This is a genomic window from Streptomyces sp. 11x1 (assembly GCF_032598905.1).
Classification (GTDB): domain Bacteria; phylum Actinomycetota; class Actinomycetes; order Streptomycetales; family Streptomycetaceae; genus Streptomyces.
Window position 1 is genome coordinate 987372 of record NZ_CP122458.1, and the last position, 26656, is coordinate 1014027.

Sequence of the window (26656 nt, forward strand, 5' to 3'; positions counted from 1 at the left end):
GGGCGGTACGGGTTCGGCGGTGGGGGTCCAGCCGTTCACGGGGCTGGTGTGGGCGCCTTGGTGGCCGGCACCGAGGCGGCTCTGCGGCCGGCCCTGGCGGCGGAGATCTGGCGTGCGACCCGGGGGCCGAGCACGGAGAGGACGAGCAGGACGCCGGTGACGACGATCTGCGACTGGGCGGAGACGTCCTTCAGGCTCATGACGTTCTGCAGGGTGCCGAGCAGGAACACGCCGGCGATCGCGCCGCCGAGCGTTCCCTTGCCGCCGTCGAAGTCGATACCGCCGAGCAGTACGGCGGCGACGACCGAGAGTTCGAGGCCGGTGGCGTTGTCGTAGCGGGCGCTGGCGTAGTGCAGGGCCCAGAAGATGCCGGTGAGGGAGGCCATCAGACCGGTCACCGTGAAGAGGATCAGCTTCTGCCGCTTGACCCGGATGCCGGCGAACCGGGCGGCCTCCTCGCTCGCTCCGGTCGCGAAGACCGAGCGGCCGAAGGGGGTGGCGTGCAGGGCGATCACGGCGATCACGAGCAGGACCAGGAAGGGGATGAAGGCCTGCGGGACGAAGCTGTCACCGATCCGGCCGGCCGCGAAGTCCAGGTACTGGGTGGGGAAGTCGGTGACCGCGTCGGAGCCGAGGACGATCTGCGCGATGCCCCGGTAGGCGGCGAGGGTGCCGATGGTGACGGCGAGGGAGGACAGGCCGAGCCTGGTGACCAGCAGGCCGTTGATCAGTCCGCAGACCACACCGAGGGCCAGACAGATCGGGATGATCGTCTCGATGGTCATGCCCTGGTTCCACAGGGCGCCCATCACCGCGCCGGAGAGACCGGCGGTGGAGGCGACCGACAGGTCGATCTCGCCGGAGACCACGAGGAGGGTCATCGGGAGGGCGACCAGCGCGATCGGCAGGGTGTTGCCGATGAGGAAGGACAGGTTGAGCGCGTTGCCGAAGCCGTCGACGGTGGTGAAGGACAGCAGGAGCACGGCGATGAGGAGGGCACCGACGGCGGAATCCCACCTTTTCAAGGCGGACCAGCGCACAGCACGCGACAGCGTGGAGTCAGCCATGGCGGGCGTTCCTCTTCTTCAGGGCGGTCGCCACCCGGACCGCGACCACGCGGTCCACGGCGATGGCGAGGATGAGCAGGATGCCGTTGATCGCGAGCACCCACACCGAGCTGACGCCGAGGGCGGGCAGCACGCTGTTGATGGAGGTCAGCAGGAGGGCACCGAGCGCCGCGCCGTAGACGCTGCCGGAGCCGCCGGTGAAGACCACACCACCGACCACGACCGCGCTGACGACGGTGAGTTCGTAGCCGTTTCCCGTGCTGGAGTCGACGTTGCCGAAGCGGGCCAGGTAGAGCGCGCCGGCGAGGCCGGCGAGGGCGCCGCAGAAGGTGTAGGCGACCAGGATCCGCTTGCGGACCGGGATGCCGGCGAGGCGAGCGGCCTCCGGGTTGGAGCCGAGCGCGTAGAGCTCACGGCCACTGCCGAAGTGCTTCAGGTAGTACGCCGTGGCCACCAGCACCGCCACCGCGATCAGGGCGAGGTAGGGCACGGCGTAGATGCCGCCGGAGCCGAAGTCGACGAACCCGTCCGGGAGTCCGGAGGCGACGATCTGCCGGGAGCCGACCCAGATGGAGTCGATGCCGCGGATGATGTAGAGCGTGCCGAGGGTGACGACGAGAGCGGGCACCTGGCCGAGGCTGACGAGCAGACCGTTCAGCAGGCCGAAGCCGACGCCCGTCAGGACCGCCAGGAGCACGGCCACGACCGCGTTGCCGCCGCCCTGGAGGTAGGTACCGGCGGCGAAGGCGCTGATGCCGAGGGTGGAGCCGACCGACAGGTCGACGTTGCGGGTGATGACGACCAGTGACTGACCGACGGCGACCAGCACCAGGATGGTCGCGTTGAGCAGCAGGTCCTTGATGCCCTGCTCGGTGAGGAACTCGCTGTTGCCCAGCTGGGTGACGACGATCATCACCAGGAAGACGACCAGGATGGCGAGTTCGCGCATCTTGAAGACGCGGTCCACGAGCCGGGTGCCGCTGGACTTGGGCACCTCGGCGACGGGGGCGTTCTGAGGGGTGGTCACCGTCATGCGGCGGCCCTCCCGGTGGCTGCGGCCATCACGGATTCCTCGGTGGCTTCGGAGCGAGGGATCTCGGCGGTGAGCCGGCCCTCGTGCATCACGAGCACGCGGTCGGCCATGCCGAGGATCTCGGGCAGGTCGGAGGAGATCATCAGCACGGCCACACCGTCGGCGGCCAACTCGCTGAGCAGGCGGTGCACTTCGGCCTTGGTGCCGACATCGATGCCCCGGGTGGGCTCGTCGACGATCAGTACCTTGGGGCCGGTGGCGAGCCACTTGGCGAGGACGACCTTCTGCTGGTTGCCGCCGGACAGGGTGTTGACGGTGTCGGCGATCCGGGCGTACTTGACCTGGAGCTTGACCGCCCAGTCGAGGGAACGGCTGCGCTCGGCACCCCGGTCCATCAGGCCCGCCCTGACGGTCGTACGGAGTCCGGTGAGGCCGATGTTGCGCTCGATGGACATGTCCATCACCAGGCCCTGGGCGCGGCGGTCCTCGGGGACCAGGGCGAGCCCGGCGGCCATGGCGGTGGAGGGGGCGCCGTTGGTGAGCGCCTTGCCGTCGATGTCGACCTCGCCGGCGTCCCAGCGGTCGATGCCGAAGACGGCCCGTGCGACCTCCGTACGGCCGGCGCCGACAAGGCCGGCCAGGCCGACGATCTCGCCCCGGCGGACCTCGAAGGAGACATCGGTGAAGACGCCCTCGCGGGTCAGCCGGCGCACGCTCAGCGCGACTTCGCCCGGCTCGACCTCCTGCTTGGGGTACAGCTCGTCCAGGTCGCGGCCTACCATGCGGCGGACCAGGTCGTCCTCGGTCATGCCGTCGAGCGGTTCGCTGGAGATCCAGGCGCCGTCGCGCAGGGTCGTCACGCGCTGGCAGATCTGGAAGATCTCCTCCAGGCGGTGGGAGATGAAGAGGACGGCGGAGCCCTGCTCGCGCAGGGTGCGGACGACACCGAAGAGCCGGGCCACCTCGCTGCCGGTGAGGGCCGCCGTCGGCTCGTCCATGATCAGGACGCGGGCGTCGAAGGAGAGCGCCTTGGCGATCTCGACGATCTGCTGGTCGGCGATGGACAGGCCGCGCGCGGGGCGGTCGGGGTCGAGCTCGACACCGAGCCGTTGCATCAGCGCCAGGGTGGCCGCATGGGTGGCCTTGTGGTCGATGCGGCCGAAGGCGCGCCGCGGCTGGCGGCCCATGAAGATGTTCTCGGCGATCGAGAGGTCGGGGAAGAGCGTGGGCTCCTGGTAGATGACGGCGATGCCCGCGTCCCGTGCGTCGGCAGGGCCGTGGAAGACGGTGGGCTCGCCGTCGAGGAGCACCTGGCCGGAGTCCGGTCGGTGCACCCCGGCGAGGCTCTTGATCAGGGTCGACTTGCCCGCGCCGTTCTCCCCGGCGAGTGCGTGCACCTCGCCCGGGAACAGTTCGAGGGACACGTCCCGCAGGGCGCGTACGGCGCCGAAGGACTTGGAAACGCCCTTCAGCGCGAGAACGGGGGCCGGACCCGTGTCGGACGGGTGGGTCATGGGGGCTCCTCGACGACGGCCTGTGGCTGGCTGAGGGGCTGCGCCACGGCGTCGTGAAAGGTTTCAACTAGGTTGCCGGGACGTTAGGCACCACACGCAGGTCACGTCAATGGGTTCCGGTCGAAATTCTTTCGGTAGAAGAGGTCACGACCCGGTCACGGAGAATGGTGTTGACTTGGGGGGTTGACAGTCCGGCGAGCCGCTCATAGTTTCCGGTGCTGAATCGTTTCAGACAACAAAGCCGGTAGGAGCCCTGACGTGACCGAGCTCGCCGCGGTGAAGGCCGCCCTCAAGACACAGGCCGTCGAGACGCCGTCGTGGGCGTACGGAAACTCCGGAACCCGCTTCAAGGTGTTCGCCCAGGCGGGTGTCCCCCGCAATCCCTGGGAGAAGCTGGACGACGCCGGCAAGGTCCACGAGTTCACCGGCGTGGCACCGACCGTGGCGCTGCACATCCCCTGGGACAAGGTCGAGGACTATGCGGCGCTGGCGAAGCACGCGCAGGAGCGCGGCGTGAAGCTGGGCGCCATCAACTCCAACACCTTCCAGGACGACGACTACAAACTGGGCAGCATCTGCCACCCGGACGCGGCGATCCGCCGCAAGGCCGTCGACCACCTGCTGGAGTGCGTCGACATCATGGACGCGACCGGGTCGCGCGATCTGAAGCTGTGGTTCGCGGACGGGACGAACTATCCCGGCCAGGACGACATCCGCGGACGCCAGGACCGGCTGGCCGAGGGGCTCGCCGAGGTCTACGAGCGGCTCGGCGACGACCAGCGGATGCTGCTGGAGTACAAGTTCTTCGAGCCCGCTTTCTACACGACAGATGTGCCGGACTGGGGCACCGCCTACGCCCACTGCCTCAAGCTCGGGCCGAAGGCGCAGGTCGTGGTCGACACGGGCCACCACGCGCCGGGGACCAACATCGAGTTCATCGTGGCCACGCTGCTGCGCGAGGGGAAGCTCGGCGCGTTCGACTTCAACTCGCGGTTCTACGCCGACGACGACCTGATGGTGGGCGCCGCGGACCCGTTCCAGCTGTTCCGGATCATGTACGAGGTCGTGCGTGGGGGCGGGTTCACTCCCGAGGTCGCGTTCATGCTCGACCAGTGCCACAACATCGAGGCGAAGATCCCCGCGATCATCCGCTCGGTGATGAACGTGCAGGAGGCCACGGCGAAGGCGCTCCTGGTGGACCGGGGGGCCCTTGCTGTTGCTCAGCGGGAGGGGGATGTGCTGGAGGCGAATGCGGTCGTGATGGACGCGTACAACACGGATGTACGGCCGTTGCTTCGTGAAGTGCGGGAGGAGATGGGGTTGGACCCCGATCCTCTGGGGGCGTACCGGCGGTCCGGGTGGGCGTCGAAGATCGTCGAGGAGCGGGTCGGTGGGGAGCAGGCGGGTTGGGGAGCGTGACCGCCGCGCGCAGAGCTGAAGCCGATGCCGCGCTTCGTCTGCCGAGTTCCGTCGGATGCGGGCTGCGGGCCGGTTCGTGGCTGGTCGCGCAGTTCCCCGCGCCCCTGAAATGCAGGGGCTGCGCCCCGTGCTTTTCATCCTGCGGCCCCCGGGTCCTTCCGGGGCGCGAGGAACTGCGCGAGAAGCCCCACTCACCCGCACTCGGCGACGCCCCCCCCCGACCCCCGAGCTGAACCCCCTGTCCAATCTCACCGTAAGGATTGATCGCACATGGCAACCCATCCCGAAGCCGCAGCTCTGCTCGCCCGGTCCCGGCGGCTCGGTGCCGATCCGCGGAACACCAACTACGCCGGCGGCAACGCGTCCGCCAAGGGGACCGACACCGATCCCGTCACCGGGGGTGACGTGGAGCTGATGTGGGTGAAGGGGTCCGGGGGCGACCTGGGCACGCTGACCGAGGCCGGGCTCGCCGTGCTGCGGCTGGACCGGATGCGGGCGCTCGTCGACGTCTATCCGGGGGTCGACCGCGAGGACGAGATGGTGGCCGCGTTCGACTACTGCCTGCACGGCAAGGGCGGTGCGGCGCCGTCGATCGACACCGCGATGCACGGGCTGGTGGACGCGGCCCACGTGGATCACCTGCATCCCGACTCCGGGATCGCGCTGGCCTGCGCGGCCGACGGGGAGAAGCTGACCGCCGAGTGTTTCGGGGACAGCGTGGTGTGGGTGCCGTGGCGGCGGCCCGGGTTCCAGCTGGGTCTGGACATCGCCGCCGTGAAGCGGGAGAACCCGGGGGCCATCGGCTGTGTGCTCGGCGGGCACGGGATCACCGCCTGGGGCGACACCGCCGAGGAGTGCGAGAAGAACTCGCTGCACATCATTCGCACGGCCGAGCGGTTCCTGGAAGAGAAGGGGAAGACCGAGCCGTTCGGGTCCGTCGTCGAGGGGTACACCGCGCTGGACGGCGCGCAGCGCCGGGAGCGGGCCGCGGCCCTCGCACCGCACATCCGGGCCATCGCCTCGCAGGACAAGCCTCAGGTCGGGCACTTCGACGACTCCGAGGTCGTCCTCGACTTCCTGGCCGCCGCCGAGCACCCCCGCCTCGCCGCCCTGGGCACCTCCTGCCCCGACCACTTCCTGCGGACCAAGGTCCGCCCGCTCGTGCTGGACCTTCCGCCGAGCGCCGACCTCGACGCGGCGATCGCCCGGCTGAAGGAACTGCACGCCGAGTACCGCGAGGAGTACGCCGCCTACTACCAGCGGCACGCCGAGCCCGACTCCCCCGCGATGCGCGGCGCCGACCCGGCGATCGTGCTGATCCCGGGCGTGGGCATGTTCAGCTTCGGCAAGGACAAGCAGACGGCGCGGGTGGCCGGCGAGTTCTACATCAACGCGATCAACGTGATGCGGGGCGCCGAGGCGGTGTCGACGTACGCGCCGATCGAGGAGTCGGAGAAGTTCCGCATCGAGTACTGGGCGCTGGAGGAGGCCAAGCTCCAGCGCATGCCGAAGCCGAAGCCGCTGGCGACCCGGGTGGCGCTGGTGACCGGTGCGGGCAGCGGGATCGGCAAGGCGATCGCCCACCGGCTCGTGGCCGAGGGCGCGTGTGTGGTCGTCGCCGATCTCAACGCCGAGAACGCCGCCGCCGTCGCCGAGGAGCTGGGCGGGGCGGACAGGGCCGTCGCCGTGACCGTCGACGTGACGGACGAGGGGCAGATCGGGGAGGCCTTCAAGGCCGCCGCGCTGGCCTTCGGCGGTGTCGATCTCGTCGTCAACAACGCGGGCATCTCGATCTCCAAGCCGCTGCTGGAGACGTCGGCCAAGGACTGGGACCTGCAGCACGACATCATGGCCCGCGGGTCCTTCCTGGTGTCGCGCGAGGCGGCGCGGGTGATGATCGCGCAGGGTCTGGGCGGCGACATCGTCTACATCGCCTCCAAGAACGCCGTCTTCGCCGGCCCCAACAACATCGCCTACTCCGCGACCAAGGCCGACCAGGCGCACCAGGTGCGGTTGCTCGCCGCCGAGCTGGGTGAGCACGGCATCCGCGTCAACGGGGTCAACCCCGACGGTGTGGTGCGGGGTTCGGGGATCTTCGCGGCCGGCTGGGGTGCCCAGCGCGCGGCGACCTACGGCATCGAGGAGGAGAAGCTCGGCGAGTTCTACGCCCAGCGGACCATCCTCAAGCGCGAGGTGCTGCCGGAGCACGTGGCGAACGCGGTGTTCGCGCTGACCGGCGGGGAGCTGACGCACACCACCGGGCTGCATGTCCCGGTCGACGCCGGCGTGGCCGCCGCCTTCCTCCGATGAGCACGCACGCCATGGGCGGGACTCCGGCGAGCGGGGCCGTGAAGTCGTACGCGGCGGTCGACCTGGGTGCCTCCAGTGGGCGTGTCATGGTCGGCCGCGCGGGGCGGGACTCGCTGGAGCTGGTCGAGGCGCACCGGTTCCCGAACCGGCCGGTGCGAACGCCCGAGGGGCTGCGCTGGGACGTGCTGTCGCTGTACGCGGGCGTCCTGGACGGGCTGAGGGCGGCCGGTGTCGTCAGCGATGGACGGGTCGACTCCGTCGGCATCGACAGCTGGGCCGTCGACTACGGGCTGCTGGACGCGGACGGTGCCCTGCTGGGCAATCCGGTGCACTACCGGGACGCCCGCACCGAGGGTGTCGCGGAGAAGGTGTGGACGACCGTGCCCGCCGCCGAGCTGTACGCGGCGACCGGGTTGCAGTACGCGCCGTTCAACACGCTGTACCAGTTGGTCGCCGCCCGGTCGTCCGCGCAGTTCGCCCATGCCGAGCGGTTGTTGCTCGTCCCGGATCTGCTGACGTACTGGCTGACCGGGGAGCCGGGCACCGAGCTGACCAACGCGTCCACCACCCAGCTGATCGACCCCCGGACCCGTGACTGGTCGCGGGACGTCGCGGACCGGCTCGGCATCGACCTCGGCCTGTTCGCACCGTTGCGGCGGCCCGGTGATCCGGCGGGCCTGCTGCGGCCCGAGGTGCTTCAGGCCACGGGGCTCTCCGGTCCGGTCCCGGTGACGACGGTCGGCTCGCACGACACCGCCTCGGCGGTGGCGGCCGTGCCGGCAACCGGGGAACGGTTCGCGTACATCTGCACCGGCACCTGGTCGCTGGCGGGCCTGGAGCTTCAGGCCCCGGTGCTGACCGAGGCGAGCCGGGCGGCCAACTTCACCAATGAGCTGGGGCTCGACGACACGGTCCGTTACCTCCGGAACATCATGGGGCTGTGGCTGCTCCAGGAGTGCGTACGGGAGTGGGGGGACCCGGACCTCGGCGAACTGCTGCGGGAGGCCGCGACGGTGCCCGCGTTGCGGTCGGTGGTGGACGCCGGGGACTCGGCGTTCCTCGCGCCCGGGCGGATGCCCGAGCGGATCGCCGAGGCGTGCCGGGAGTCGGGGCAGCCCGTCCCGGAGTCACCCGCCGAGATCACCCGGTGCATCCTCGACTCGCTGGCCCTCGCCCACCGGCGGGCCGTCGCCGAGGCCCAGGCGCTGGCCGACCACCCCGTCGACGTCGTCCACATCGTGGGCGGTGGCACCCGTAACGCGCTGCTCTGCCAACTCACCGCCGACGCCTGCCGGCTGCCGGTGGTGGCGGGACCGGCGGAGGCGGCGGCCCTCGGCAACGTCCTCGTCCAGGCCCGCACCCACGGTCTGGTCGGCGACCGGGCCTCGATGCGGCGACTCCTCGCCCGCACCCAGCCGCTGGTGCGGTACGAGCCGCAGGGCGACCCGGCGGCCTGGCGCGCGGCGGAGGACCGGCTCGCCGGCAGGTGAGCGGGTCCTCCGCCGGCGGGAACTCCGCCGGCGACGATCGGCGCGCGGCTCAGCCGCCTCGCGGCGGCCCCGTGTCCGCCGATCGTCACGCGGGGACTCTCGCCCTTCGCGTTCGCGCGTCGTACTCTGCACTCATCCGATGATCGACCCTCAAGGAGCCGCGATGCGTGTCGCCCTGTTCCTGACCTGTGTCAACGACACGCTCTATCCGGACACCGGCCGCGCCGTGGTGAAACTACTGACCAGGATGGGTGTGGACGTCGACTTCCCGATGGGTCAGACCTGCTGTGGACAGGCGCACTACAACACCGGGTACCGACGGGAGGCCGAGCCACTGGCCCGGCAGTTCTCCGATGTATTCCGGGAGTACGAGGCGATCGTGACGCCGTCCGGCTCGTGCGGGGCGATGGTGCGGGAGCTGTATCCGCGCATGGGTGAGCGGGCCCGGGCCGAGGGGCGCGGGGACGGTCTGGCGCGGACGCTGGCGCCGGTCGTGCCGAAGACGTACGAGCTGACCGAGTTCCTGGTGGACGTGCTGGGCGTGACGGACGTCGGCGCGTACTACCCGCACAAGGTGACCTACCACCCGACCTGCCACGGGCTGCGGAGCCTCGGTCTCGGCGAGCGGCCCCGGCGGCTGCTGCAGGCCGTCAAGGGGCTGGAACTGGTGGAGCTGCCCGGCGCGGACGAGTGCTGCGGCTTCGGTGGCACGTTCGCCGTGAAGAACTCCGATGTCTCGGCGGCGATGGGCGCGGACAAGGTGCGCAACGCCGAGTCGACGGGCGCGGAGGTGCTGTGCGCGGCCGACAACTCGTGCCTGATGCACCTCGGCGGCACGATGACCCGGCTGCGGACGGAGCTGCGGCCCGTCCACATCGCGGAGATCCTGGCGAGCACTGAAGAGGAGCCGCTGGTATGAGCGGGACGTATCTCGGGATGCCGGCGTTCCCGAAGGCGGCGCACGAGGCCGTGCGCAACGAGACCCTGCGCGGGAATCTGCGCCACGCCACCCACACCATCCGCGCCAAACGCGCCAACGCGGTCGCGGAGGTGTCCGACTGGGCCGCGCTCCGCGAGGCGGGCAAACAGATCAAGGACCATACGCTCCGTCATCTCGACCGATATCTCGTGCAGTTGGAGGAGTCGGTCACGGCGGCGGGCGGCACGGTCCACTGGGCCGCCGACGCGGACGAGGCCAACCGGATCGTCACGTATCTCGTCAAGGCGACCGGCGAGAGCGAGGTCGTCAAGGTCAAGTCGATGGCCACGCAGGAGATCGGGCTGAACGAGGCGCTGGAGGCCGAGGGCATCCACGCCTACGAGACCGATCTCGCCGAGCTCATCGTGCAGTTGGGCAAGGACCGGCCCTCGCACATCCTGGTCCCTGCGATCCACCGCAACCGGGGCGAGATCCGGGACATCTTCACGCGCGAGATGAGCGAGTGGGGCCGCCCGGCCCCCGAGGGTCTGTCCGACACGCCCGCCGAGCTGGCGGAGGCGGCGCGGCTGCATCTGCGGGAGAAGTTCCTGCGGGCCAAGGTCGGTGTCTCCGGCGCCAACTTCATGGTCGCCGAGACGGGCACGCTGGTGGTCGTGGAGTCCGAGGGCAACGGCCGGATGTGCCTCACCCTCCCCGAGACCCTGATCTCGGTCGTCGGCATCGAGAAGATCGTGCCGACCTGGCAGGACCTGGAGGTGTTCCTGCAGACCCTGCCCCGCTCCTCCACGGCCGAGCGCATGAACCCGTACACCTCGACCTGGACGGGCACCACCGACGAGGACGGGCCGGGGACCTTCCACCTCGTGCTCATCGACAACGGCCGCACCGACACGCTCGCCGACGAGGTCGGCCGGCAGGCCCTGCGCTGTATCCGCTGCTCGGCCTGTCTCAACGTCTGCCCGGTGTACGAGCGGGCGGGCGGCCATGCCTACGGCTCGGTGTACCCGGGCCCGATCGGCGCCATCCTCAGCCCCCAACTCCGGGGCACGGGAAGCGAGATCGACTCCTCGCTGCCGTACGCCTCGTCGCTGTGCGGCGCCTGCTACGAGGTGTGTCCGGTCGCCATCGACATCCCGGAGGTGCTGGTGCACCTGCGGGAACGGGTGGCGCAGGGCGGCCCGGTGACGGAAGGCGGCAACAAGGTCGTGCTCAAGCCCGCGAAGGGGCACGCGGCCGAGCGGGCGGCGATGCGCGCGGCCCGGTGGGCGTTCAGCCACCCCGGCGCGCTGCGCACCGGGCAGCGGCTCGCGTCCCGCACGCGCCGCTTCCACCCCCGTACTCTGCCGGGCGCCGGCAGGGCCTGGAGCGGCACCCGGGACCTTCCCGCGTTGCCCGCCGAGCCGTTTAGGGACTGGTGGCAGCGGACCAACGGCGGCAAGGAGGACGTGAAATGAGCAGCAGGGATCTGATCCTGGGCCGGGTGCGACGCGCCCTCGCCGACGTACGACGGGACGACACTCCGTACGAGCGGGCCGTGCAACGGGACTATCTCCGTGAGCACGGCGGGCTGAGCGCCGACGAGACGGTGGAGTTGCTGGCGGAGAACCTGGCGGACTACCGGGCGCTCGTGCACCGCACCGACGCGGCCGGGCTCGCGGAGGTGATCGCCGGGCTGTTGCGCGCGCACGGCTCCAGGTCTGTGCTGGTGCCGTCGGGGCTGCGCGAGGACTGGCTGTCGGCGACCGATCTGACGCGGGTACCGGACCGGGGCGAGAGCACCGCGCACGAGTTGGACCGGGTCGACAGTGTCGTCACGGCCTGCGCCCTCGCCATCGCCGAGACCGGCACGATCGTGCTGGACGGCTCCCCCGACCAGGGCCGCCGCCGGATCACGCTCGTGCCCGACCATCACGTCTGCGTCGTCCGTGTACCGGATCAGGTCGTGTCGTCGGTGCCGCAGGCGCTCGAACTCCTCGACCCGGCCCACCCGTTGACGTGGATCTCGGGCCCGTCCGCCACCAGCGACATCGAACTGGACCGGGTGGAGGGCGTGCACGGTCCGCGCACCCTTGAGGTGGTCCTGGTGACCGGGGACGGCAGCCTGGACTAGGCCCTGTCGTCGAATTCCCGTCGTCGCCCGAAGGGCGGCCCCGCGGCGTCGTGGGGGTACCTCCCGGTCCGGCACGCCGAGACCGGGGGAGCGTGCTCTGGGCGTGCCGGGCACTGACCGGCGTACCGGACGTACTCGGGTCAGTGCCCGGTGCGTCGAGAGCACGTGCATGGCGTCGCCCCGGCGTCTGCCGCCGCCGGGGGGCCGGGTGAACTTGAAGTGCTTGACCGCGTCGGTCACATAGGTCGTGTCCCAGTCGATCCCGGCCTCGTCGAGGGCGCGCCGCAGCAGCCGCCCGGCGGGGCCCACGAAGGGCTCGCCCTGCCGGTCCTCCTGGTCCCCCGGCTGCTCACCGACGAGCAGGAGCCGGGCGGACCCGTCCCCCTTGCCGAAGACGGTCTGCGTGGCGTCCTCGTACAGGGGACAGCCCCGGCAGTCGGCCGCGGCCCTGCGGTGGGCGGGGAGCCCGCCGCGACTCGGGAGGAACGGCTCGGCGTCGTAGGCCCGCGGGCCCGGGGAGCGGGCCTTCGTGGGGCTCGCGTGCTCGATCGGGCTCATCCGGGGACACCTCCTCGGGCGGAACCGGGACCGCTTCCGAGTACCCCTCCTGCCGTCGCGATGCACCATGGACCGGCTCCCTTCGGGCACCCACGGACCCATGGCCGCCTTTCTCGCGCTCACGTCCGCCGCGCTGTACGGCATCGTCGACTTCGCCGGCGGACTGTTGTCCCGTCGGGCGCACTTCGCCGTGGTCACGTTGCTCGGCCATGCGGGTGGTCTGCTGCCGGCGCTCGTGGTGGCGTGCGCCGTACCGGCGCCGGACTTACGGCTCCCGGACGTGCTGTGGGGTGCGCTCTCCGGGGTCGGGAGCGGGATCGCGATGACGTATCTCAACCGGGGGCTGAGCCGGGGCGCCATGACCGTGGTGGTGCCGGTCAGCGCGCTCACCGGGGTGGCGCTGTCCGTGCTGTGCGGGGTCGTCCTCCTCGGTGACGGCCCGCCGCCGCTGCGTGGCTGGGCATCTGCGTCACGGTGCCGGCGCTGTGGCTGGTGTCGTACGGCGGAGGGCCCGACGACCGGGCGGAACCGGCCGGGGCGGCCCTGGGCGGGCTGGTCGCCGGCCTGGGGGTGGCGGTGCAGTACCTCGGGCCGGCCCAGGCGGGTGCGGGCAGCGGGGTGTGGCCGGTGGTGGCGGGGCGGGCGGCGGCGCTTCTGCTCGCCCCGGGGCTGTGGCGGCGGGCCGGGCGGTTCCGGCAGCCCGCGGCGGTGTGGGTGTCGGCCGCCGCGACCGGGGCGGGGGCCGCCCTCGCGTTGATCCTCTATCTCTGGGGCGGCCCAGCGGCAGATGGCGTCCGTGGTGGTCGTCCTGGCGTCCCTGTATCCGGCCGTGCCCACGGTCCTCGGACTGACCCTGCTCCACGAACGGGTGAACTTCCGGCAGACGGCAGGGCTCGTCGGAGCCGTGATCGCGATCCTGCTGCTCACCTTGGGCTGATTCGATCGCCCCAGCCGCAGGTGGGCGGGGTTCCGGGGCCCTGCCTGAGCGGCTACGGACGGTGGCCGGCGCACCACTGAAACTTGGATGGTTCACTTTCTTGAATAGTTCGTGTTTAGCAGGGTAGGTTGGTCGCCATGACCGCATCCCAGCCCCCGAACACCGCCGAGGAGCTGCGCGGTGCCGGCCTGCGGGTGACGGCCGCGCGCGTGGCGCTGCTGGAGACCGTCCGGGACGGCGACCACCTCGGCGTCGAAGCGATCGCCGCGGGCGTGCGCGATCGCGTGGGCCACATCTCGCTCCAGGCCGTGTACGAGGCCCTGAACGCGCTCGCCGGCGCGGGGCTCGTACGCCGCCTCGAACCACCCGGCAGCCCGGCCCTGTACGAGGGGCGCGTCGGGGACAACCACCACCACCTCGTGTGCCGCAGTTGCGGTGTCGTGGTCGACGTCGACTGCGCGGTCGGGCACGCCCCGTGCCTGACCGCCTCCGACGACCGCGGCTTCGCGATCGACGAGGCCGAGGTCATCTACTGGGGCCTGTGCCCCCCATGTTCCGAAGCCAGCAGTTCAGCACCGTGATCCACCAGTTCCGGAAGGACTCCCATGACTGAGAACCACGACGCGATCGTCACGGACGCGAAGCCCGAGGAGACGGGAGGCTGCCCGGTCGCTCACGGGCGCGCCGCGCACCCGACCCAGGGCGGCGGGAACCGACAGTGGTGGCCGGAGCGGCTCAACCTGAAGATCCTCGCCAAGGACCCGGTCGTCGCGAACCCCCTCGGTGAGTCGTTCGACTACGCCGAGGCGTTCAACAACCTCGACCTCGCGGCCGCGAAGCAGGACATCGCGGAGGTGCTGACCACCTCGCAGGACTGGTGGCCCGCCGACTTCGGCAACTACGGCCCGCTGATGGTCCGTATGGCCTGGCACAGCGCCGGCACCTACCGCATCCACGACGGCCGCGGCGGTGGCGGTCGCGGCCAGCAGCGCTTCGCGCCGCTGAACAGCTGGCCGGACAACGGCAACCTGGACAAGGCCCGCCGTCTGCTGTGGCCGGTGAAGAAGAAGTACGGCCAGGCCATCTCCTGGGCCGACCTCATGATCCTCACCGGTAACGTCGCCCTGGAGCAGATGGGCTTCGAGACCTTCGGCTTCGCCGGCGGCCGCGCCGACGTGTGGGAGGCCGACGAGGACGTCTACTGGGGCCCCGAGACCACCTGGCTGGACGACCAGCGCTACACGGGCGACCGCGAGCTGGAGAACCCGCTCGGCGCCGTCCAGATGGGTCTGATCTACGTCAACCCGGAGGGCCCCAACGGCAACCCGGACCCGCTCGCCGCGGCCCGCGACATCCGTGAGACCTTCCGTCGCATGGCGATGAACGACGAGGAGACCGTCGCCCTCATCGCCGGTGGCCACACCTTCGGCAAGACCCACGGCGCCGGCCCCGCGGACAACGTGGGCGACGACCCCGAGGCCGCCACCATGGAGCAGCAGGGCCTCGGCTGGAAGTCCACGTACGGCACCGGCAAGGGCGGCGACGCCATCACCTCCGGCCTGGAGGTCACCTGGACCACCAAGCCGACCCAATGGAGCAACGACTTCTTCGACATCCTCTTCGGCTACGAGTGGGAGCTCACCCAGAGCCCCGCCGGCGCCAACCAGTGGGTGGCCAAGGACGCGCAGGCGATCATCCCCGACGCCCACAGCGACGCCAAGAAGCTCCCCACGATGCTCACCACCGACCTCTCGCTGCGCTTCGACCCGGTCTACGGCGAGATCTCCAAGCGCTTCCACGAGAACCCCGACCAGTTCGCGGACGCCTTCGCCCGCGCCTGGTTCAAGCTCACCCACCGTGACATGGGCCCGAAGTCGCTGTACCTCGGCCCGGAGGTCCCGGCGGAGACCCTGATCTGGCAGGACCCGCTGCCGGCGGCCGAGGGCGAGATCATCGACGCCGCCGACATCGCGGCGCTCAAGACCAAGCTGCTCGCCTCGGGTCTGTCGGTCTCGCAGCTGGTGTCCACCGCGTGGGCGTCGGCCTCCACCTTCCGCTCCAGCGACAAGCGCGGCGGCGCCAACGGTGCCCGGATCCGCCTGGAGCCCCAGCGCGGCTGGGAGGTCAACAACCCGGACGACCTGCGTCACGTCCTGAGCGTCCTGGAGAGCATCCAGGCGGAGTTCAACTCCGGCGCCAAGAAGGTCTCCCTGGCCGACCTGATCGTCCTCGGCGGTGCCGCCGCGGTCGAGAAGGCCGCCAAGGACGCCGGGTACCCGGTCGAGGTGCCCTTCACCCCGGGCCGGGTGGACGCGACCGAGGAGCACACGGACGCCGAGTCGTTCGCGGCGCTGGAGCCTGCGGCCGACGGTTTCCGCAACTACCAGGGCAAGGGCAACCGCCTGCCCGCCGAGTACCTGCTGATCGACCGGGCGAACCTGCTCTCGCTGAGCGCCCCCGAGCTGACAGTCCTCGTCGGTGGTCTGCGCGTCCTGGGCGCCAACCACGCCCAGTCCACGCACGGCGTCTTCACCGACACCCCGGGCGTGCTCACCAACGACTTCTTCGTCAACCTGCTCGACCTGGGCACGACCTGGAAGTCCACCTCCGCCGACCAGACCCTCTTCGAGGGCCGTGACGCGGACACCGGTGAGGTCAAGTGGACCGGCACCCGCGCCGACCTGGTCTTCGGCTCCAACTCCGAGCTCCGTGCCCTCGCCGAGGTCTACGCGAGCGACGACGCCAAGGAGAAGTTCGTGAAGGACTTCGTCGCGGCGTGGGCCAAGGTCTCCGACCTCGACCGGTTCGACCTGGTCTGATCGTCCCGATCCGATCGGACCAGGCCCTCTGAATCGACCTGGTCCGATCGACCCGAGCGCAGCGGCCGGGCCGGCTCCTCACGGGGCCGGCCCGGTCGTTTCGCGTGCACTCCGGCCGCTGGCCGACCCCGTGCCCGGGCGCCCGCCCGCGGAGCACCGTTCCGCTACGGCTACTGGGACACGCCCTCCGGGATCGACCCGGACGAGAAGTCACCGCCCCGTCCGGCGAACGAGACCACCCTCACCGCCTGGGACTCGGCCCCTGAGCAGCCGATGTTCAAGACGGCCGCGGCGACCCTCACCCCGGTCGGCCCGCCGGCCGCCCCGACCGCGTGGGGGCGATGACGAGTTCCTCGACGACCGTGCGCGCGGGGAGCGTGGCGCACAGCAGGACGGCGCGGGCCACGTCCTCCGGCCGCACCATGGCGGCCCGTCGCTCCGCGCTCGGTGGTTCCGGGCGGCTGTCCAGGACCGGGGTGTCGACCTCGCCCGGCAGGACGCAGGTGGCCCGGACCAGGTCGTCGCCGTAGGTGTTGCGCAGATAGGCCATGAAGTTGCGCACGCCCGCCTTCGCCGCGCCGTAGGGGGCTCCGCCGAGGGGCGTGGGCCGTACGGCGGCGAGCGAGGAGATCGTGATGATCGAGCCGCCCCCGCGCTCCAGCATGTCCGGGAGGACGGCCCGGGTGAGCAGGTAGACCGCGGTGAGGTTGACGTCGACCACGGCGTGCCACTCGTCCTCGCCGAGCCGGCGGACGTCACCGACCCGGCCGGCCGCACCGGCGTTGTTGACGAGGACGTCCACGGGGCCGGCCGTGTCCCGGGTCCAGCGGATCAGCTCCCGCACCTCGTCGGCGTCCTCGACGTGGGCCGGGCGGGCGAACGCCGTGCCCCCGGCGTCCGCGACGACGGCGGCCACCTCGGCGAGGACATGGGGCCGTCGTCCGACCAGGACCACGGTCGCGCCCTCCTCGGCGAGCATCAGGGCGGTCGCCCGGCCGATGCCGGTGCCGGCCCCGGTGACCAGCGCGGTCCTCCCGTCGAGCGGTCCTGTGCGCCTCCGGTCCGGCTCTCCCATGTCCGTCAGCCCTCTCCGCCGTGAACTCACCGCCGCCGCAAGGCAGTTCACCCCGGACGGGGAGCTCCGGTCAACGGATCGGTAGCCGGAAGCCCAGCTCGGCCGCCGCCGACCGCAGCGGCGGCACCATGGCGACCAGGTCGTCCATGCTGCGGCGGAAGGCGGGCGCGCGGCGGTGGACAGGGCGGCGAAGACGGTGCCGTCGGGGCGCAACATCTGCTCGCTGCAGAGCGAGGCGGTACGCCCCGGCGTCGCGCCCTACACGGCGGCCAAGGGCGGCCTGAAGATGCTGACCAAGGGCATGTGCGCCGGCCTCGGGCCGCACGGCATCCAGGTCAACGGCATCGGCCCCGGCTACTTCGACACCGAGCTGACCTCCGCGCTGGTCGCCGACGAGGAGTTCAGCTCCTGGGTGCGCGGGCGGACGCCGGCCGGACGCTGGGGCAGGGTGGAGGACCTGGTCGGTGCCCTGCTGTTCCTCTCCTCCCCCGCTTCCGACTTCGTGAACGGCCAACTGCTGTACGTCGACAGCGGCATGCTGTCCGTGCTGTGACCCCGCCGATCCCCCAAGGAGCCCCCATGCACGCGTGTGTTGTCCACGGAGCCGGTGACCTCCGGGTCGAGGAGCGGCCGTACGACGGTCCCGGGCCCGGCGAGATCGCGGTCGCCGTGGCGCTCGGCGGGATCTGCGGGTCCGATCTGCACTACTACCACCGGGGCCGGGTGGGCGACTTCGCGGTGAGCGAGCCGATGGTGCTCGGGCACGAGGTGGTCGGCCATGTCGCCGCGCTCGGGCCGGGGGTCGGAGGGCCGGACGCCCCGACGGTCGGCGCGCCGGTCGCGATCCATCCGGCCACCCCTTGCGGGGTCTGCCGCGAGTGCGCGCGGGGCGCCCGCAACGTCTGCGCCCACACCCGCTATCTGGGCAGCGCGGCCCACACCCCGCATGTGCAGGGCGGTTTCGCGCAGCGTCTCACCGTGCCGGCGGGCCAAATCCGGCAGTTGCCTCCCGGGCTGGACCTGCGCCGTGCCGTGCTCGCCGGGCCGCTGGCGGTGGCGCTGCACGCCGTGCGCCGGGCGGGCGAGGTGCGGGGCAGGCGGGTCCTGGTGACGGGGGCCGGTCCGATCGGCTGCCTGGTCGTGGCGGCCCTGCGGCACGCGGGCGCCGCCGAGGTCGTCGCCTGCGATCTGCACGAGGGGCCGCTGCGGATCGCGACCGAGGTGGGCGCGACCGCCACCGCACGGGCGGACCGGCCCGACGACCCGGGCTGGGCCGGGGTCTTCGACGTCGCCGTGGAGGCGTCCGGGGCGCCCACCGGGCTGCGCAGCTGTGTGGAGCGGGTGCGGCGCGGCGGCATCGTGGTCATGCTCGGGCTGCTGCCGCCCGGGGAGATCGGGCTGCTCGGCAATGTGGCGGTCACCCGTGAGCTGGAGCTGCGGGGTTCCTTCCGCTTCGACACCGAGTTCGACGAGGCCCTGTCCCTGCTGGCCCAGGGCCTCCCTGTCGATCCGGTCGTCACGCACACCTTCCCCTTGGAGGCGTCCGTCGCCGCCTTCGAGACCGCGCGGGACCGTACGGTCGCCTCCAAGGTGCTGCTGGATCTGTCCGACCGGGCGTGAGCGGCCGTCAGACCTCGGTGAAGGTCCACAGCAGGTTGGTGCTGGTGCCCCAGGTCCACTGTTTGGCGAGCGAACCGGAGGAGACGTTCCCGCCGCCGTCGAGGACGAGCTTGGTGGTGCGGTTGGCGAGGGAGTGGCGGCCGTCGCCGCGGTGGGTGATCAGCCACTGCTGGTCGGTGCCGCCGTGCCAGGCCGCCTGCTTCACGGGAGCGCCGTCGCCGGTGGCGCCGCGGCCGTCGGCGACGAGCCCGTTGGCCCGGTTCACCAGCTTGTAGTAGCCGTCGCCGACGTACACGGCGTGCCACTGCAGGCCGGTGGAGCCGTCCCACGTCCCCTGCTTCAGGTCGGCGCCGGCGGGGACGTCTCCCCCGCCGTCCAGGGCAAGTCCGTTGGTGACGTTGGTGATCCGGAACCAGGCGGACGGAGCGAGCATCACCTTCAGCGAGGTGATCCGGTTCCGGACCCGTGCGGTGTCCTCGGTGAACGTCCACGACGTGCCGGTGAAGTCGTCGCCGGAGTAGCCGACCAGTTCGTGGCCCGGGGCGAGCTTCAGGGCGGAGAGTGCGCCCGGCGCCAGGCCGGCCAGGCCGAGCTGTTCGGCCGTGTGGTCGCCGAGGGCCAGGACGGCGCTGTCGCCGCGGTAGCGGGTGTCCCCGAAGACCAGGGCACCGGTGGCGGGCCGCAGGACCGGGATCCGGCCGGAGAAGCGGAACTTGAGGACGTAGGCGGGGGCCTCGAAGGGGGCCGTCGGGGGAAGGGTCACCTTCAGTCCGGTCGGTCCCTGCACCGGGGTGTCGAGGTCGATGTACGTACCGGCCGTGGCGTCGAGGAGGCGCAGCGAGGCCAGCGAGGCCAGGTCGATCCGGTCCGAGCCGAGCGTCCTGAGCGTCAGCGAACCGCCGGGCCAGCCGAGGACCGTCGCGTACAGGACGGTGCCCGCCTTGTTCCGGGTGAAGCGGATGTCCTGCGGGGTGCCGGCGGTGGGCCGGGTGAAGGAGCCGCCGCCCATCTTGGTGGGCCCCTCGCCGTACGCGGTCCAGGCGCGGGTGCCGTAGATCGACTCGCCGAAGCGCTTCAGGTAGTCGCCGATGCCGAGCAGGAGGTCGCGCTGGCCCTGCGGAATGGTGCCGTCGGCCTGCGGGGCGATGTTGAGCAGCACGGTGCCGTTCTTGCTGACGCGGTCGACGAACGAGTGCAGCATCTGCGCGAGCGAGTAGTAGCCGATGCCCTCGGTGTAGCACCAGCTGGAGTCGGAGATGCTGTCGTCGGTCAGCCAGTAGGGCGCGGTGAGGTCGGCGGGGCCGCCGCGTTCGTAGTCGAACACCGAACCATGGCTGTTGAAGCCGTCCTTGTAGGTGGCGACGACCTCCTTGCCCCACTTGTCGGCCTGGTTGAAGTAGTACGACAGGAAGTTCAGCCGCTGGGTCTCGTCGATGTGGTCGAGCCGCCAGTCCTGCCACAGGATGTCGGGCCGGGACCGGTCGACGACCTCCTTGAGCTTGTCGTACCAGAGCTGGTTCTCCGCCTCCGGACTCAACTGCCCGTACAGCTTCTTGAGGCTCGGGTCGGACTGCGGGGGCGCGAACTCGAAGAAGCCGGTGTGGTTGTACGCGTGGTGCATGGCGACCAGGAGCTTCAGCTTCCTGGCGCGGATGGCGTCGGTGAAAAGCTTCAGCAGGTCCAGGTGCGGCCCCTTGGCCACGGAGTTCCACTCGTTGACCCGGCTGTCCCACATCGAGTAGCCGTCGTGGTGCTCGGCCACCGGTCCGGCGAACCGCGCGCCCGCGTCGACGAAGAGTCGGGCCCATTCGTCGGGGTCGAAGTTCCCGCCCGCCGACTTGAGCTTCGGCGCGAACTCCACATGGCGGCCCGCGAGATCGTCGGCCCCGTCGATGAACCGGTGGTACGGCCAGTCGGCCGGGTCCCCGTACGTGGCGACGTGGTGCCGATGGGCCCGCTCGTCAGGGTTGTACATGTTGCGCGGATACCACTCGCTGTCGTACGCCGGAACGCTGAACACCCCCCAGTGGAAGTAGATGCCGAACTTGGCGTCCCGGAACCACTCGGGGGCGGCAGGGTGCCGGTTCACGGACTCCCAGGTCGGGGTGTAGGCCCTCGGGGCGGTCGGTGAACCCCCGGCCGCGAACGCGTCGTCGGCCCCGGTGGCCGCGACGACGGCCGTGGCACCGACCATCAACGTGCGCCTGCTGATCGATTGCGACATAACCACGAACCTCAGGCATGCGGACCATCACTGTCAACGGTCACACAGTGATGAATAGCCCCGCAGGGCAATGTTATTTGTCTGCTTTGAGGCACTAAATACCTGTTCACCCAAGGTGATACATCACATGTCTGCGACAGTGATGGCGTTGGTCGTTCTCCCCTGAGGGCGGAGGTCGGCGCTCCGACGGTCAGCGGTGGAGGGCGGGGCGTTCGACGAGTTCCACCTCCGTGCGGACGCCCTCGGTCTGGGCGCGGACGCCCGCCTCGGAGACCGCGGCGACGGCGTACCCGTCCCAGGTTCCGGGTCCGGTGACCTCGCCGCGCCGGGTGGCGTCCACCCAGGCCTGGACCTGTCGGTCGTAGGCGTCCTCGAACCGTTCGAGGTAGCTCGGCGTGACCGTGCCGCCCCAGCGGCCCGCCGCGTTGACGAGCATGTCGTGTCCGTCGCCGATGCGGGCCGTGCCGTCCTCGCAGACGGCCTCGGCCTGCACCTGGTAGCCGTAGCGGGCGCTGAGGAAGATCTCGACGTCCACCACCGCGCCGCCGTCGGTCTCGAAGACGACGAACTGCGGGTCGCTCAGGCCCTCGGGGGCGTGCGCGGACGGCCGGGGCCGCAGCACGGTGACGGCGGTGATCTCCTGCCCGAGCAGCCAGCGGGTGACGTCCGTCTCGTGGGCCACGGAGTCGTTGACGGCCATGGCGTCGGTGAAACCGGGCGGGGCCTCGGCGTTGCGGTGCCGGTGGTGCAGCAGCAGCGGCCGGCCCAGGTCGCCGCTGTCCAGCAGGGCCTTCAGCTTGACGTACTCGCGGTCGTAGCGGCGCATGAAGCCCACCTGGACCCGGCGGTGGCCCAGCCGCTGCTCCGCCTCCAGCAGCCGGAGCGCGGCGGCGGGGTCCGGGGTGAGGGGCTTCTCGCACAGCACGGGCAGGTCGTGGGCGAGGGCGGCGAGCACGTCCGCCTCGTGCGCGGGGCCCGGCGAGGCGACGAGGACGGCGTCTACGCCGGGTGCGGCCAGTGCCTCGGCGGTGTCGCCGTAGGCCGCGCACCCCTCGACGCCTTCGGCGATCGCCCGGGCCCGGTCGGTGTCGAGGTCGACGACGGCCGCCACATGGGCGCCGCTGATCACCTCGGAGATCCTGCGCACATGGTCGGCGCCCATCCGGCCGGTGCCGACGACGGCGACACCGAGGGAGTCCTGCACGGACATGGCGTTCCTTCCTTTCGTGGACCGCTACGGCGCCCGGGGCAGGGGGCCCACCGGGTCTCGGTCTCCCCTCGGGAGCCCTGCTTCACGCCTGCGCGGAATATCGTTTCCCCCTCGCGACGATCACCGGCTAGGCTCCCCCGGCGCACGTCAGGCGTGTGCACATCAAGGTGGGGGCACGGGGGACATGGCCGACGATTTCGCCGATTCCGGAGCGGGTTCGAGAGCGGGTTCGAGAGCGGAAACGGAAACGGACTCGGCAGCGGATCCGGGGGCGGGCGTGGGGGCCGATCCGGAAACGGGGCGCGGGGCGGATCCGGAACCGGGTCCCGGGGGCGGTGCGCGACGCGGCTCGGCGAAGGAGATGAGTACGGGCGGCCAGGTGGTCTCGGCGGTGGCGACCGTCGGCGTGCTGCTGGGCGGGGTGTGGTTGCTGGGCGACCTCCTCGACACGACCCCCGAGACCCGGGAGCCGGCCGTCTGCTCGTCGTCGGCCGACCCCACTCCGGCGGCACGAGGCAAGGTCTCCGGCGCACAGCTGTGCGCCGCGCTGAACCGCGCCGACCTGCCGGAGCTCCTCGGGACGCCCACCGAGCAGGCGGTCATCGCCTCGGGCAGCGAGAACGAGTCCACCTGGTTCGACGGCACCAAGACCGTCACCCCCGAGGCGACCGTCGAACTCGACACGTACACCGTGGAGCTCTCGGCGTCGTACGAGGACCTCCCGGTCGCCGAGGCGGTCGGCTATCTGGGCTCCGGCGCCGAGACCAGGAGGGTCCTCGGACACACGGCGGCCCTGTACTCGGGCCGGACCATCGGCATCTCGTTCCGCCTCGACGGCAGCGACCCGGAGTCCGCTCCCGGCGGCGTCGCCCGGCAGCTGCTGGTCGCGACCGACCCGAAGGACAGCGGCAGCACCTTCGAACTAGTCATCTACCGCCAGGACTCCCAGATTCCGGACGACGCGGCGCTGTTCCGTGTCGCCGAGAAGGTCCTGCCGACGCTCCCGGGCTGGAAGCCCGCGACCTGACGGGTCCTCGGAAGCGCGTGTGATAGCTTGCCGACGCCAGTCGAACCCATGTGCGCACACGGCAGTACGCGTACGGGTCAGGGAATCCGGTGTGAATCCGGAGCTGACGCGCAGCGGTGAGGGTGACGGGCGGGACAACGGCCACTGGACGGCGGTCACGATCGCGGTCCGGGAAGGCGTCTCGTCCGGGTGACCCCGAGTCCGAAGACCTGCTGGCGGTCCCCGGCACCGAGGGGTGCCCGGGGAAGCACCGTACGACCGGGCTTCGCGCATGAGCCCTCGACGCCGAAGGAAGTCCCGTGCCGCTCGCACGCCCCGTCCGCCATGCCGTCCTGTTCCTGACCGCCGGTGCCCTGGCGCTGACCGGCTGCGGGGGCTCCGCTTCCCCAGCGTCGCCGGACCGCGGTCCGGCCCCCGGCGGATCCGCCGGTCATCCGGTGACGCTCGACAACTGCGGGCGCGAGGTGCGGGTCGACAGCCCGCCCGAGCGCGCCGTCTCCCTCAACCAGGGCACGACCGAGATCCTGCTCTCCCTCGGGCTCGCCGACCGTGTGGTGGGCACCGCCACCTGGACCGATCCGCTGCCGAAGGGGCTCGGGAAGGCCAACGCGAAGGTGCCCCGGCTCGCCGATGACGCGCCCTCCTTCGAGAAGGTCCTCGACGCCGAACCCGACCTCGTCGTCTCCTCGTTCGCCTCCACGCTCGGCAAGGGCGGGGTGGCGACCCGGGAGGAGTTCGAGAAGCTCGGCGTGCCCACGTATCTGTCGCCGTCGGACTGTGTGGGCAAGGACAACAGCGGGGACGGCGACGGCGTCCGCACCGAGCCGCTGACCATGGAGACGGTCTACGGCGAAGTCCGCGATCTGGCCCGGATCTTCGGGGTCGAGGAGCGCGGCGAGAAGCTGGTGGCCGAGCTGAGGTCCCGGGTGAGGAGGGCGACCGCCGGACTCGACGCGCGTGGGGTCACCGTCCTGTACTGGTTCGCCAATGACCAATCCCCGTACCTCGCCGGGTGCTGCGGCGCCCCCGGGATCATCACCCGTGAACTGGGCGCGAAGAACGTCTTCGACGACACCGACGAGGAGTGGCCCCAGGTCAACTGGGAGACCGTCGCCGACCGCGACCCGGACGTCCTCGTCATCGGGGACCTGGTCCGCAAGCAGCAGACGGCCGAGACTGCCACGAAGAAGATCGAGTTCCTGGAGTCCGACCCGGTCACCCGGAACATGACGGCGGTGCGCGAGAAGCGGTACGTAAGGCTGCCGGGCCAGGCCATGAACCCCACGATCCGCACCGTCGAGGGCGTGGAGAAGCTCGCGACGGCGCTGCGCGAGTACGGCCTCACGGGATGACGGCCCCGGAACCCGAGACGGAGCCCGGCACGAGCCCGGTGGCCGACCAGGTGACCGGAACGTCGGCCCCCGCCAAGGGACGGCGGGCGGCTGCGGCGAGGGCCGTCGGTCGAGGGCTGTGGTGGGGGTCGGCTTGGTCGGCCGGGGGCGCGGTGCTGTGTCTGTCCGTCGCCCTCGCGATCACCATCGGGCCGGCCGACATCGATGTGGTCGACGTCTGGTCCACGGTGGTGGCCCATCTCGGCTGGGGGCACACGGAGTTGACGCCCATCCGGGACGGCATCGTGTGGAACCTACGATTGCCGCGCACCCTGCTGGCCGCCGTGTGCGGGGCCGGACTGGCCGTGTGCGGCGCGGTGATGCAGTCCCTGCTGCGCAACCCGCTCGCCGACCCCTTCGTGCTCGGCGTCTCCTCCGGCGCGTCGACCGGCGCGGTCGTGGTCGTCGTGCTCGGCGCGGGAGGCGGCGCGCTGTCGGTCTCCGGCGGCGCGTTCCTGGGCGCGGTGGCCTCCTTCGGCCTCGTGCTGCTGCTCAGCCACACCCTCGGCGGCACCACCGACCGGGTGGTGCTGGTCGGGGTCGCGGCCATGCAACTGTTCTCCGCGCTCACCTCCTTCATCGTGATGACCGCGGCCGACGCGGAGACGACCCGCGCGGTGCTGTTCTGGCTGCTCGGCTCGCTCAGCGGTGCCGACTGGACGGATGTGACGGTGTGCCTGGTGGTGCTGGTGGCGGTGCTACTGGTCTGCCTGGGGCACACCCACGCGCTGGACGCGTTCGCGTTCGGGCACGACGCGGCGGCCTCGCTCGGCGTCTCCGTGGCCCGCGTCCGGCTCGTCCTGCTGTGCGCCACCGCCCTGCTCACGGCCGCCCTGGTCGCCTCGGCCGGGGCCATCGGCTTCGTCGGCCTGGTGCTGCCGCACGCCGCACGCGCACTGACCGGCTCCGGCCACGGTCGGCTCCTGCCGGCCTCCGCACTGGCCGGGGCCGTATTCCTGGTGTGGGTCGACACCCTCGCCCGTACCGTCCTGGACCCGCAGGAGGTGCCGGTCGGGGTGGTGACGTCCCTCATCGGCGTCCCGGCGTTCGTTGCCATCATGTACCGGACCAGGAGCGCCCGATGACCGACACCGCCCCCAGCGCCTCCCCCGGGCTGCGCGCCGAGCGGGTGTCCCGGACCGCCGACGGCACGCTGATCCTGGACGGGGTCAGCGTGGCGCCCCGGCCCGGCACCGTCACCGGTCTGCTCGGCCCCAACGGCTCGGGCAAGTCCACCCTGCTGCGTCTGCTCGCCGGGGTCCTCGCGCCCGCCTCGGGGGTCGTCACCCTCGACGACTGTCCACTGGACCGGGTGGGCCGCCGGGCGGTCGCCCGACGGATCGCTGTTGTAGCCCAACAGGCTGACACCCAGGTCGAGTTGACAGTCCAGGACGTCGTACGGCTGGGCCGTGTCCCGCACCGCCGAGCGTGGTCGCCCGCCTCGCGAGCCGACGAGGAGGCCGTCCGCACGGCCCTGGCCCGCACGGGTCTGGCCGACAAGGCCCGCCGGTCCTGGCACACCCTGTCGGGCGGTGAGCGCCAGCGGGTCCAGATCGCCCGCGCCCTCGCCCAGGAGCCGAACGAACTCCTCCTGGACGAGCCCACCAACCACCTCGACATCCAGCACCAGCTCGCCCTGCTGACCCTGATCCGCGAACTCCGTCTGACCAGCGTCGTCGCCCTGCACGACCTGAACCTCGCCGCCATGTACTGCGACCAGCTCGTCGTGCTGCGGCAGGGCCGCGTGGTGGCCGCCGGGACCCCGCACGACGTCCTCACCGAGTCCCTGATCGCCGACGTCTACGGCGTACGGGCCACCGTCACCGCCACCGGCCCCGACGAAGGACCCCACATCCGCTTCCTGGGCCCGCTGCCCTAGGCCGTGGCGCTCCGACGGGCGGGGAGGACCGAC

At 71.4% G+C, this 26656-nt stretch carries 21 protein-coding genes, 2 pseudogenes and 1 riboswitch; of the genes and pseudogenes, 16 read left to right on the plus strand and 7 right to left on the minus strand.

Features of this window, described 5'->3' with window-relative positions:
• Positions 1-35 precede the first annotated feature (35 nt).
• The 3 genes from P8T65_RS04750 to P8T65_RS04760 are packed head-to-tail and all read right to left on the minus strand — an operon-like array spanning position 36 to position 3614.
• Positions 36-1067 carry an ABC transporter permease gene (locus tag P8T65_RS04750; protein WP_316724140.1) on the minus strand — a complete coding sequence of 344 codons (1032 nt, stop codon included), beginning with the start codon at positions 1065-1067 and terminating at the stop codon, positions 36-38.
• Positions 1060-2100, minus strand: coding sequence for an ABC transporter permease (locus P8T65_RS04755; protein ID WP_316724141.1), 1041 nt, complete (start codon positions 2098-2100; stop codon positions 1060-1062). Before P8T65_RS04755 ends, P8T65_RS04750 begins: the two co-directional genes overlap by 8 nt.
• Positions 2097-3614 carry a sugar ABC transporter ATP-binding protein gene (locus P8T65_RS04760; RefSeq protein ID WP_230222944.1) on the minus strand — a complete coding sequence of 506 codons (1518 nt, stop codon included), beginning with the start codon at positions 3612-3614 and terminating at the stop codon, positions 2097-2099. Before P8T65_RS04760 ends, P8T65_RS04755 begins: the two co-directional genes overlap by 4 nt.
• Positions 3615-3872: 258 nt before the next feature.
• On the opposite strand from P8T65_RS04760, the gene rhaI reads away from it, so the two are divergent.
• The 6 genes from rhaI (at position 3873) to P8T65_RS04790 (ending at position 11883) form a co-directional block, all read left to right on the plus strand.
• Positions 3873-5033, plus strand: a complete 1161-nt coding sequence (gene rhaI, locus P8T65_RS04765) for an L-rhamnose isomerase (RefSeq protein ID WP_316724142.1) — start codon at positions 3873-3875, stop codon at positions 5031-5033.
• A 270-nt stretch (positions 5034-5303) separates the two neighbouring features.
• Positions 5304-7343: a bifunctional aldolase/short-chain dehydrogenase gene (locus P8T65_RS04770; protein ID WP_316724143.1), complete on the plus strand. Its 2040-nt coding sequence runs from the start codon at positions 5304-5306 to the stop codon at positions 7341-7343.
• Positions 7340-8833 (plus strand): rhamnulokinase family protein, encoded by a 1494-nt coding sequence (locus P8T65_RS04775; RefSeq protein WP_316724144.1) that lies wholly within the window; start codon positions 7340-7342, stop codon positions 8831-8833. Before P8T65_RS04770 ends, P8T65_RS04775 begins: the two co-directional genes overlap by 4 nt.
• Before the next feature lie 163 nt (positions 8834-8996).
• Positions 8997-9752, plus strand: coding sequence for a (Fe-S)-binding protein (locus tag P8T65_RS04780; RefSeq protein ID WP_316724145.1), 756 nt, complete (start codon positions 8997-8999; stop codon positions 9750-9752).
• Positions 9749-11227: a LutB/LldF family L-lactate oxidation iron-sulfur protein gene (locus P8T65_RS04785; RefSeq protein WP_316724146.1), complete on the plus strand. Its 1479-nt coding sequence runs from the start codon at positions 9749-9751 to the stop codon at positions 11225-11227. Before P8T65_RS04780 ends, P8T65_RS04785 begins: the two co-directional genes overlap by 4 nt.
• A complete protein-coding gene (locus P8T65_RS04790; protein WP_316724147.1) occupies positions 11224-11883 on the plus strand; it encodes a lactate utilization protein C in 660 nt (219 codons plus the stop codon). Before P8T65_RS04785 ends, P8T65_RS04790 begins: the two co-directional genes overlap by 4 nt.
• Before the next feature lie 126 nt (positions 11884-12009).
• On the opposite strand, the pseudogene P8T65_RS04795 reads toward P8T65_RS04790, so the two are convergent.
• Positions 12010-12441, minus strand: a pseudogene (locus tag P8T65_RS04795) (uracil-DNA glycosylase family protein); the annotation flags it as partial.
• A gap of 100 nt (positions 12442-12541) precedes the next feature.
• Here P8T65_RS04795 and P8T65_RS04800 point away from each other — a divergent pair.
• The 4 genes from P8T65_RS04800 (at position 12542) to katG (ending at position 16197) form a co-directional block, all read left to right on the plus strand.
• Entirely contained in the window at positions 12542-13198 is a 657-nt protein-coding gene (locus P8T65_RS04800) for a hypothetical protein (RefSeq protein ID WP_316724148.1), read from the plus strand.
• Positions 13199-13228: 30 nt separating this feature from the next.
• Entirely contained in the window at positions 13229-13378 is a 150-nt protein-coding gene (locus P8T65_RS04805) for a hypothetical protein (RefSeq protein ID WP_316724149.1), read from the plus strand.
• Between the two features lie 137 nt (positions 13379-13515).
• The gene (locus P8T65_RS04810; RefSeq protein WP_184902585.1) at positions 13516-13959 is read left to right on the plus strand and encodes a Fur family transcriptional regulator; all 444 of its coding nucleotides are present in this window, start codon (positions 13516-13518) and stop codon (positions 13957-13959) included.
• 24 nt (positions 13960-13983) lie between these two features.
• Positions 13984-16197, plus strand: a complete 2214-nt coding sequence (gene katG / locus P8T65_RS04815; protein ID WP_316724150.1) for a catalase/peroxidase HPI — start codon at positions 13984-13986, stop codon at positions 16195-16197.
• 298 nt (positions 16198-16495) lie between these two features.
• Here katG and P8T65_RS04825 read toward each other — a convergent pair whose 3' ends face one another.
• Positions 16496-17272: an SDR family oxidoreductase gene (locus P8T65_RS04825; protein WP_316724151.1), complete on the minus strand. Its 777-nt coding sequence runs from the start codon at positions 17270-17272 to the stop codon at positions 16496-16498.
• A 211-nt stretch (positions 17273-17483) separates the two neighbouring features.
• On the opposite strand from P8T65_RS04825, the pseudogene P8T65_RS04830 reads away from it, so the two are divergent.
• Positions 17484-17825 (plus strand): annotated as a pseudogene (locus tag P8T65_RS04830) (SDR family oxidoreductase); the annotation flags it as partial.
• Positions 17826-17851: 26 nt separating this feature from the next.
• The gene (locus tag P8T65_RS04835; RefSeq protein ID WP_316724152.1) at positions 17852-18892 is read left to right on the plus strand and encodes an L-idonate 5-dehydrogenase; all 1041 of its coding nucleotides are present in this window, start codon (positions 17852-17854) and stop codon (positions 18890-18892) included.
• A gap of 7 nt (positions 18893-18899) precedes the next feature.
• On the opposite strand, the gene P8T65_RS04840 is transcribed toward P8T65_RS04835, so the two are convergent.
• Both P8T65_RS04840 and P8T65_RS04845 read right to left on the minus strand, forming a co-directional pair.
• Positions 18900-21116 carry an alpha-L-fucosidase gene (locus P8T65_RS04840; protein WP_316724153.1) on the minus strand — a complete coding sequence of 739 codons (2217 nt, stop codon included), beginning with the start codon at positions 21114-21116 and terminating at the stop codon, positions 18900-18902.
• Between the two features lie 190 nt (positions 21117-21306).
• On the minus strand, positions 21307-22326 hold the full coding sequence (locus P8T65_RS04845) for a Gfo/Idh/MocA family oxidoreductase (protein WP_316724154.1): 1020 nt from the start codon (positions 22324-22326) through the stop codon (positions 21307-21309).
• A 361-nt stretch (positions 22327-22687) separates the two neighbouring features.
• Between P8T65_RS04845 and P8T65_RS04850 the strand changes: the two genes are divergently transcribed.
• The 4 genes from P8T65_RS04850 to P8T65_RS04865 all read left to right on the plus strand — a co-directional run bounded on the left by P8T65_RS04850 (position 22688) and on the right by P8T65_RS04865 (position 26623).
• Positions 22688-23353 carry a DUF6215 domain-containing protein gene (locus tag P8T65_RS04850; RefSeq protein WP_316724155.1) on the plus strand — a complete coding sequence of 222 codons (666 nt, stop codon included), beginning with the start codon at positions 22688-22690 and terminating at the stop codon, positions 23351-23353.
• A 45-nt stretch (positions 23354-23398) separates the two neighbouring features.
• Positions 23399-23585, plus strand: a riboswitch (cobalamin riboswitch).
• 67 nt (positions 23586-23652) lie between these two features.
• A complete protein-coding gene (locus P8T65_RS04855) occupies positions 23653-24705 on the plus strand; it encodes an ABC transporter substrate-binding protein (RefSeq protein ID WP_316724156.1) in 1053 nt (350 codons plus the stop codon).
• A complete protein-coding gene (locus tag P8T65_RS04860) occupies positions 24702-25829 on the plus strand; it encodes an iron chelate uptake ABC transporter family permease subunit (RefSeq protein ID WP_316724157.1) in 1128 nt (375 codons plus the stop codon). Before P8T65_RS04855 ends, P8T65_RS04860 begins: the two co-directional genes overlap by 4 nt.
• Positions 25826-26623, plus strand: a complete 798-nt coding sequence (locus P8T65_RS04865; RefSeq protein ID WP_316724158.1) for an ABC transporter ATP-binding protein — start codon at positions 25826-25828, stop codon at positions 26621-26623. The genes P8T65_RS04860 and P8T65_RS04865 overlap by 4 nt, the downstream gene beginning before the upstream one ends.
• Positions 26624-26656 lie beyond the last annotated feature (33 nt).

Excerpts from the sequence above, each read along its gene's own strand:
- P8T65_RS04750 (WP_316724140.1), bottom strand. The coding sequence starts at position 1,067 with ATGGCTGACTCCACGCTGTCGCGTGCTGTGCGCTGGTCCGCCTTGAAA.
- P8T65_RS04755 (WP_316724141.1), bottom strand. The coding sequence starts at position 2,100 with ATGACGGTGACCACCCCTCAGAACGCCCCCGTCGCCGAGGTGCCCAAG.
- P8T65_RS04760 (WP_230222944.1), bottom strand. The coding sequence starts at position 3,614 with ATGACCCACCCGTCCGACACGGGTCCGGCCCCCGTTCTCGCGCTGAAG.
- P8T65_RS04770 (WP_316724143.1), top strand. The coding sequence starts at position 5,304 with ATGGCAACCCATCCCGAAGCCGCAGCTCTGCTCGCCCGGTCCCGGCGG.
- P8T65_RS04775 (WP_316724144.1), top strand. The coding sequence starts at position 7,340 with ATGAGCACGCACGCCATGGGCGGGACTCCGGCGAGCGGGGCCGTGAAG.
- P8T65_RS04780 (WP_316724145.1), top strand. The coding sequence starts at position 8,997 with ATGCGTGTCGCCCTGTTCCTGACCTGTGTCAACGACACGCTCTATCCG.
- P8T65_RS04785 (WP_316724146.1), top strand. The coding sequence starts at position 9,749 with ATGAGCGGGACGTATCTCGGGATGCCGGCGTTCCCGAAGGCGGCGCAC.
- P8T65_RS04790 (WP_316724147.1), top strand. The coding sequence starts at position 11,224 with ATGAGCAGCAGGGATCTGATCCTGGGCCGGGTGCGACGCGCCCTCGCC.
- P8T65_RS04800 (WP_316724148.1), top strand. The coding sequence starts at position 12,542 with ATGGCCGCCTTTCTCGCGCTCACGTCCGCCGCGCTGTACGGCATCGTC.
- P8T65_RS04805 (WP_316724149.1), top strand. The coding sequence starts at position 13,229 with ATGGCGTCCGTGGTGGTCGTCCTGGCGTCCCTGTATCCGGCCGTGCCC.
- P8T65_RS04810 (WP_184902585.1), top strand. The coding sequence starts at position 13,516 with ATGACCGCATCCCAGCCCCCGAACACCGCCGAGGAGCTGCGCGGTGCC.
- katG (WP_316724150.1), top strand. The coding sequence starts at position 13,984 with ATGACTGAGAACCACGACGCGATCGTCACGGACGCGAAGCCCGAGGAG.
- P8T65_RS04825 (WP_316724151.1), bottom strand. The coding sequence starts at position 17,272 with ATGGGAGAGCCGGACCGGAGGCGCACAGGACCGCTCGACGGGAGGACC.
- P8T65_RS04835 (WP_316724152.1), top strand. The coding sequence starts at position 17,852 with ATGCACGCGTGTGTTGTCCACGGAGCCGGTGACCTCCGGGTCGAGGAG.
- P8T65_RS04840 (WP_316724153.1), bottom strand. The coding sequence starts at position 21,116 with ATGTCGCAATCGATCAGCAGGCGCACGTTGATGGTCGGTGCCACGGCC.
- P8T65_RS04845 (WP_316724154.1), bottom strand. The coding sequence starts at position 22,326 with ATGTCCGTGCAGGACTCCCTCGGTGTCGCCGTCGTCGGCACCGGCCGG.
- P8T65_RS04850 (WP_316724155.1), top strand. The coding sequence starts at position 22,688 with ATGAGTACGGGCGGCCAGGTGGTCTCGGCGGTGGCGACCGTCGGCGTG.
- P8T65_RS04860 (WP_316724157.1), top strand. The coding sequence starts at position 24,702 with ATGACGGCCCCGGAACCCGAGACGGAGCCCGGCACGAGCCCGGTGGCC.
- P8T65_RS04865 (WP_316724158.1), top strand. The coding sequence starts at position 25,826 with ATGACCGACACCGCCCCCAGCGCCTCCCCCGGGCTGCGCGCCGAGCGG.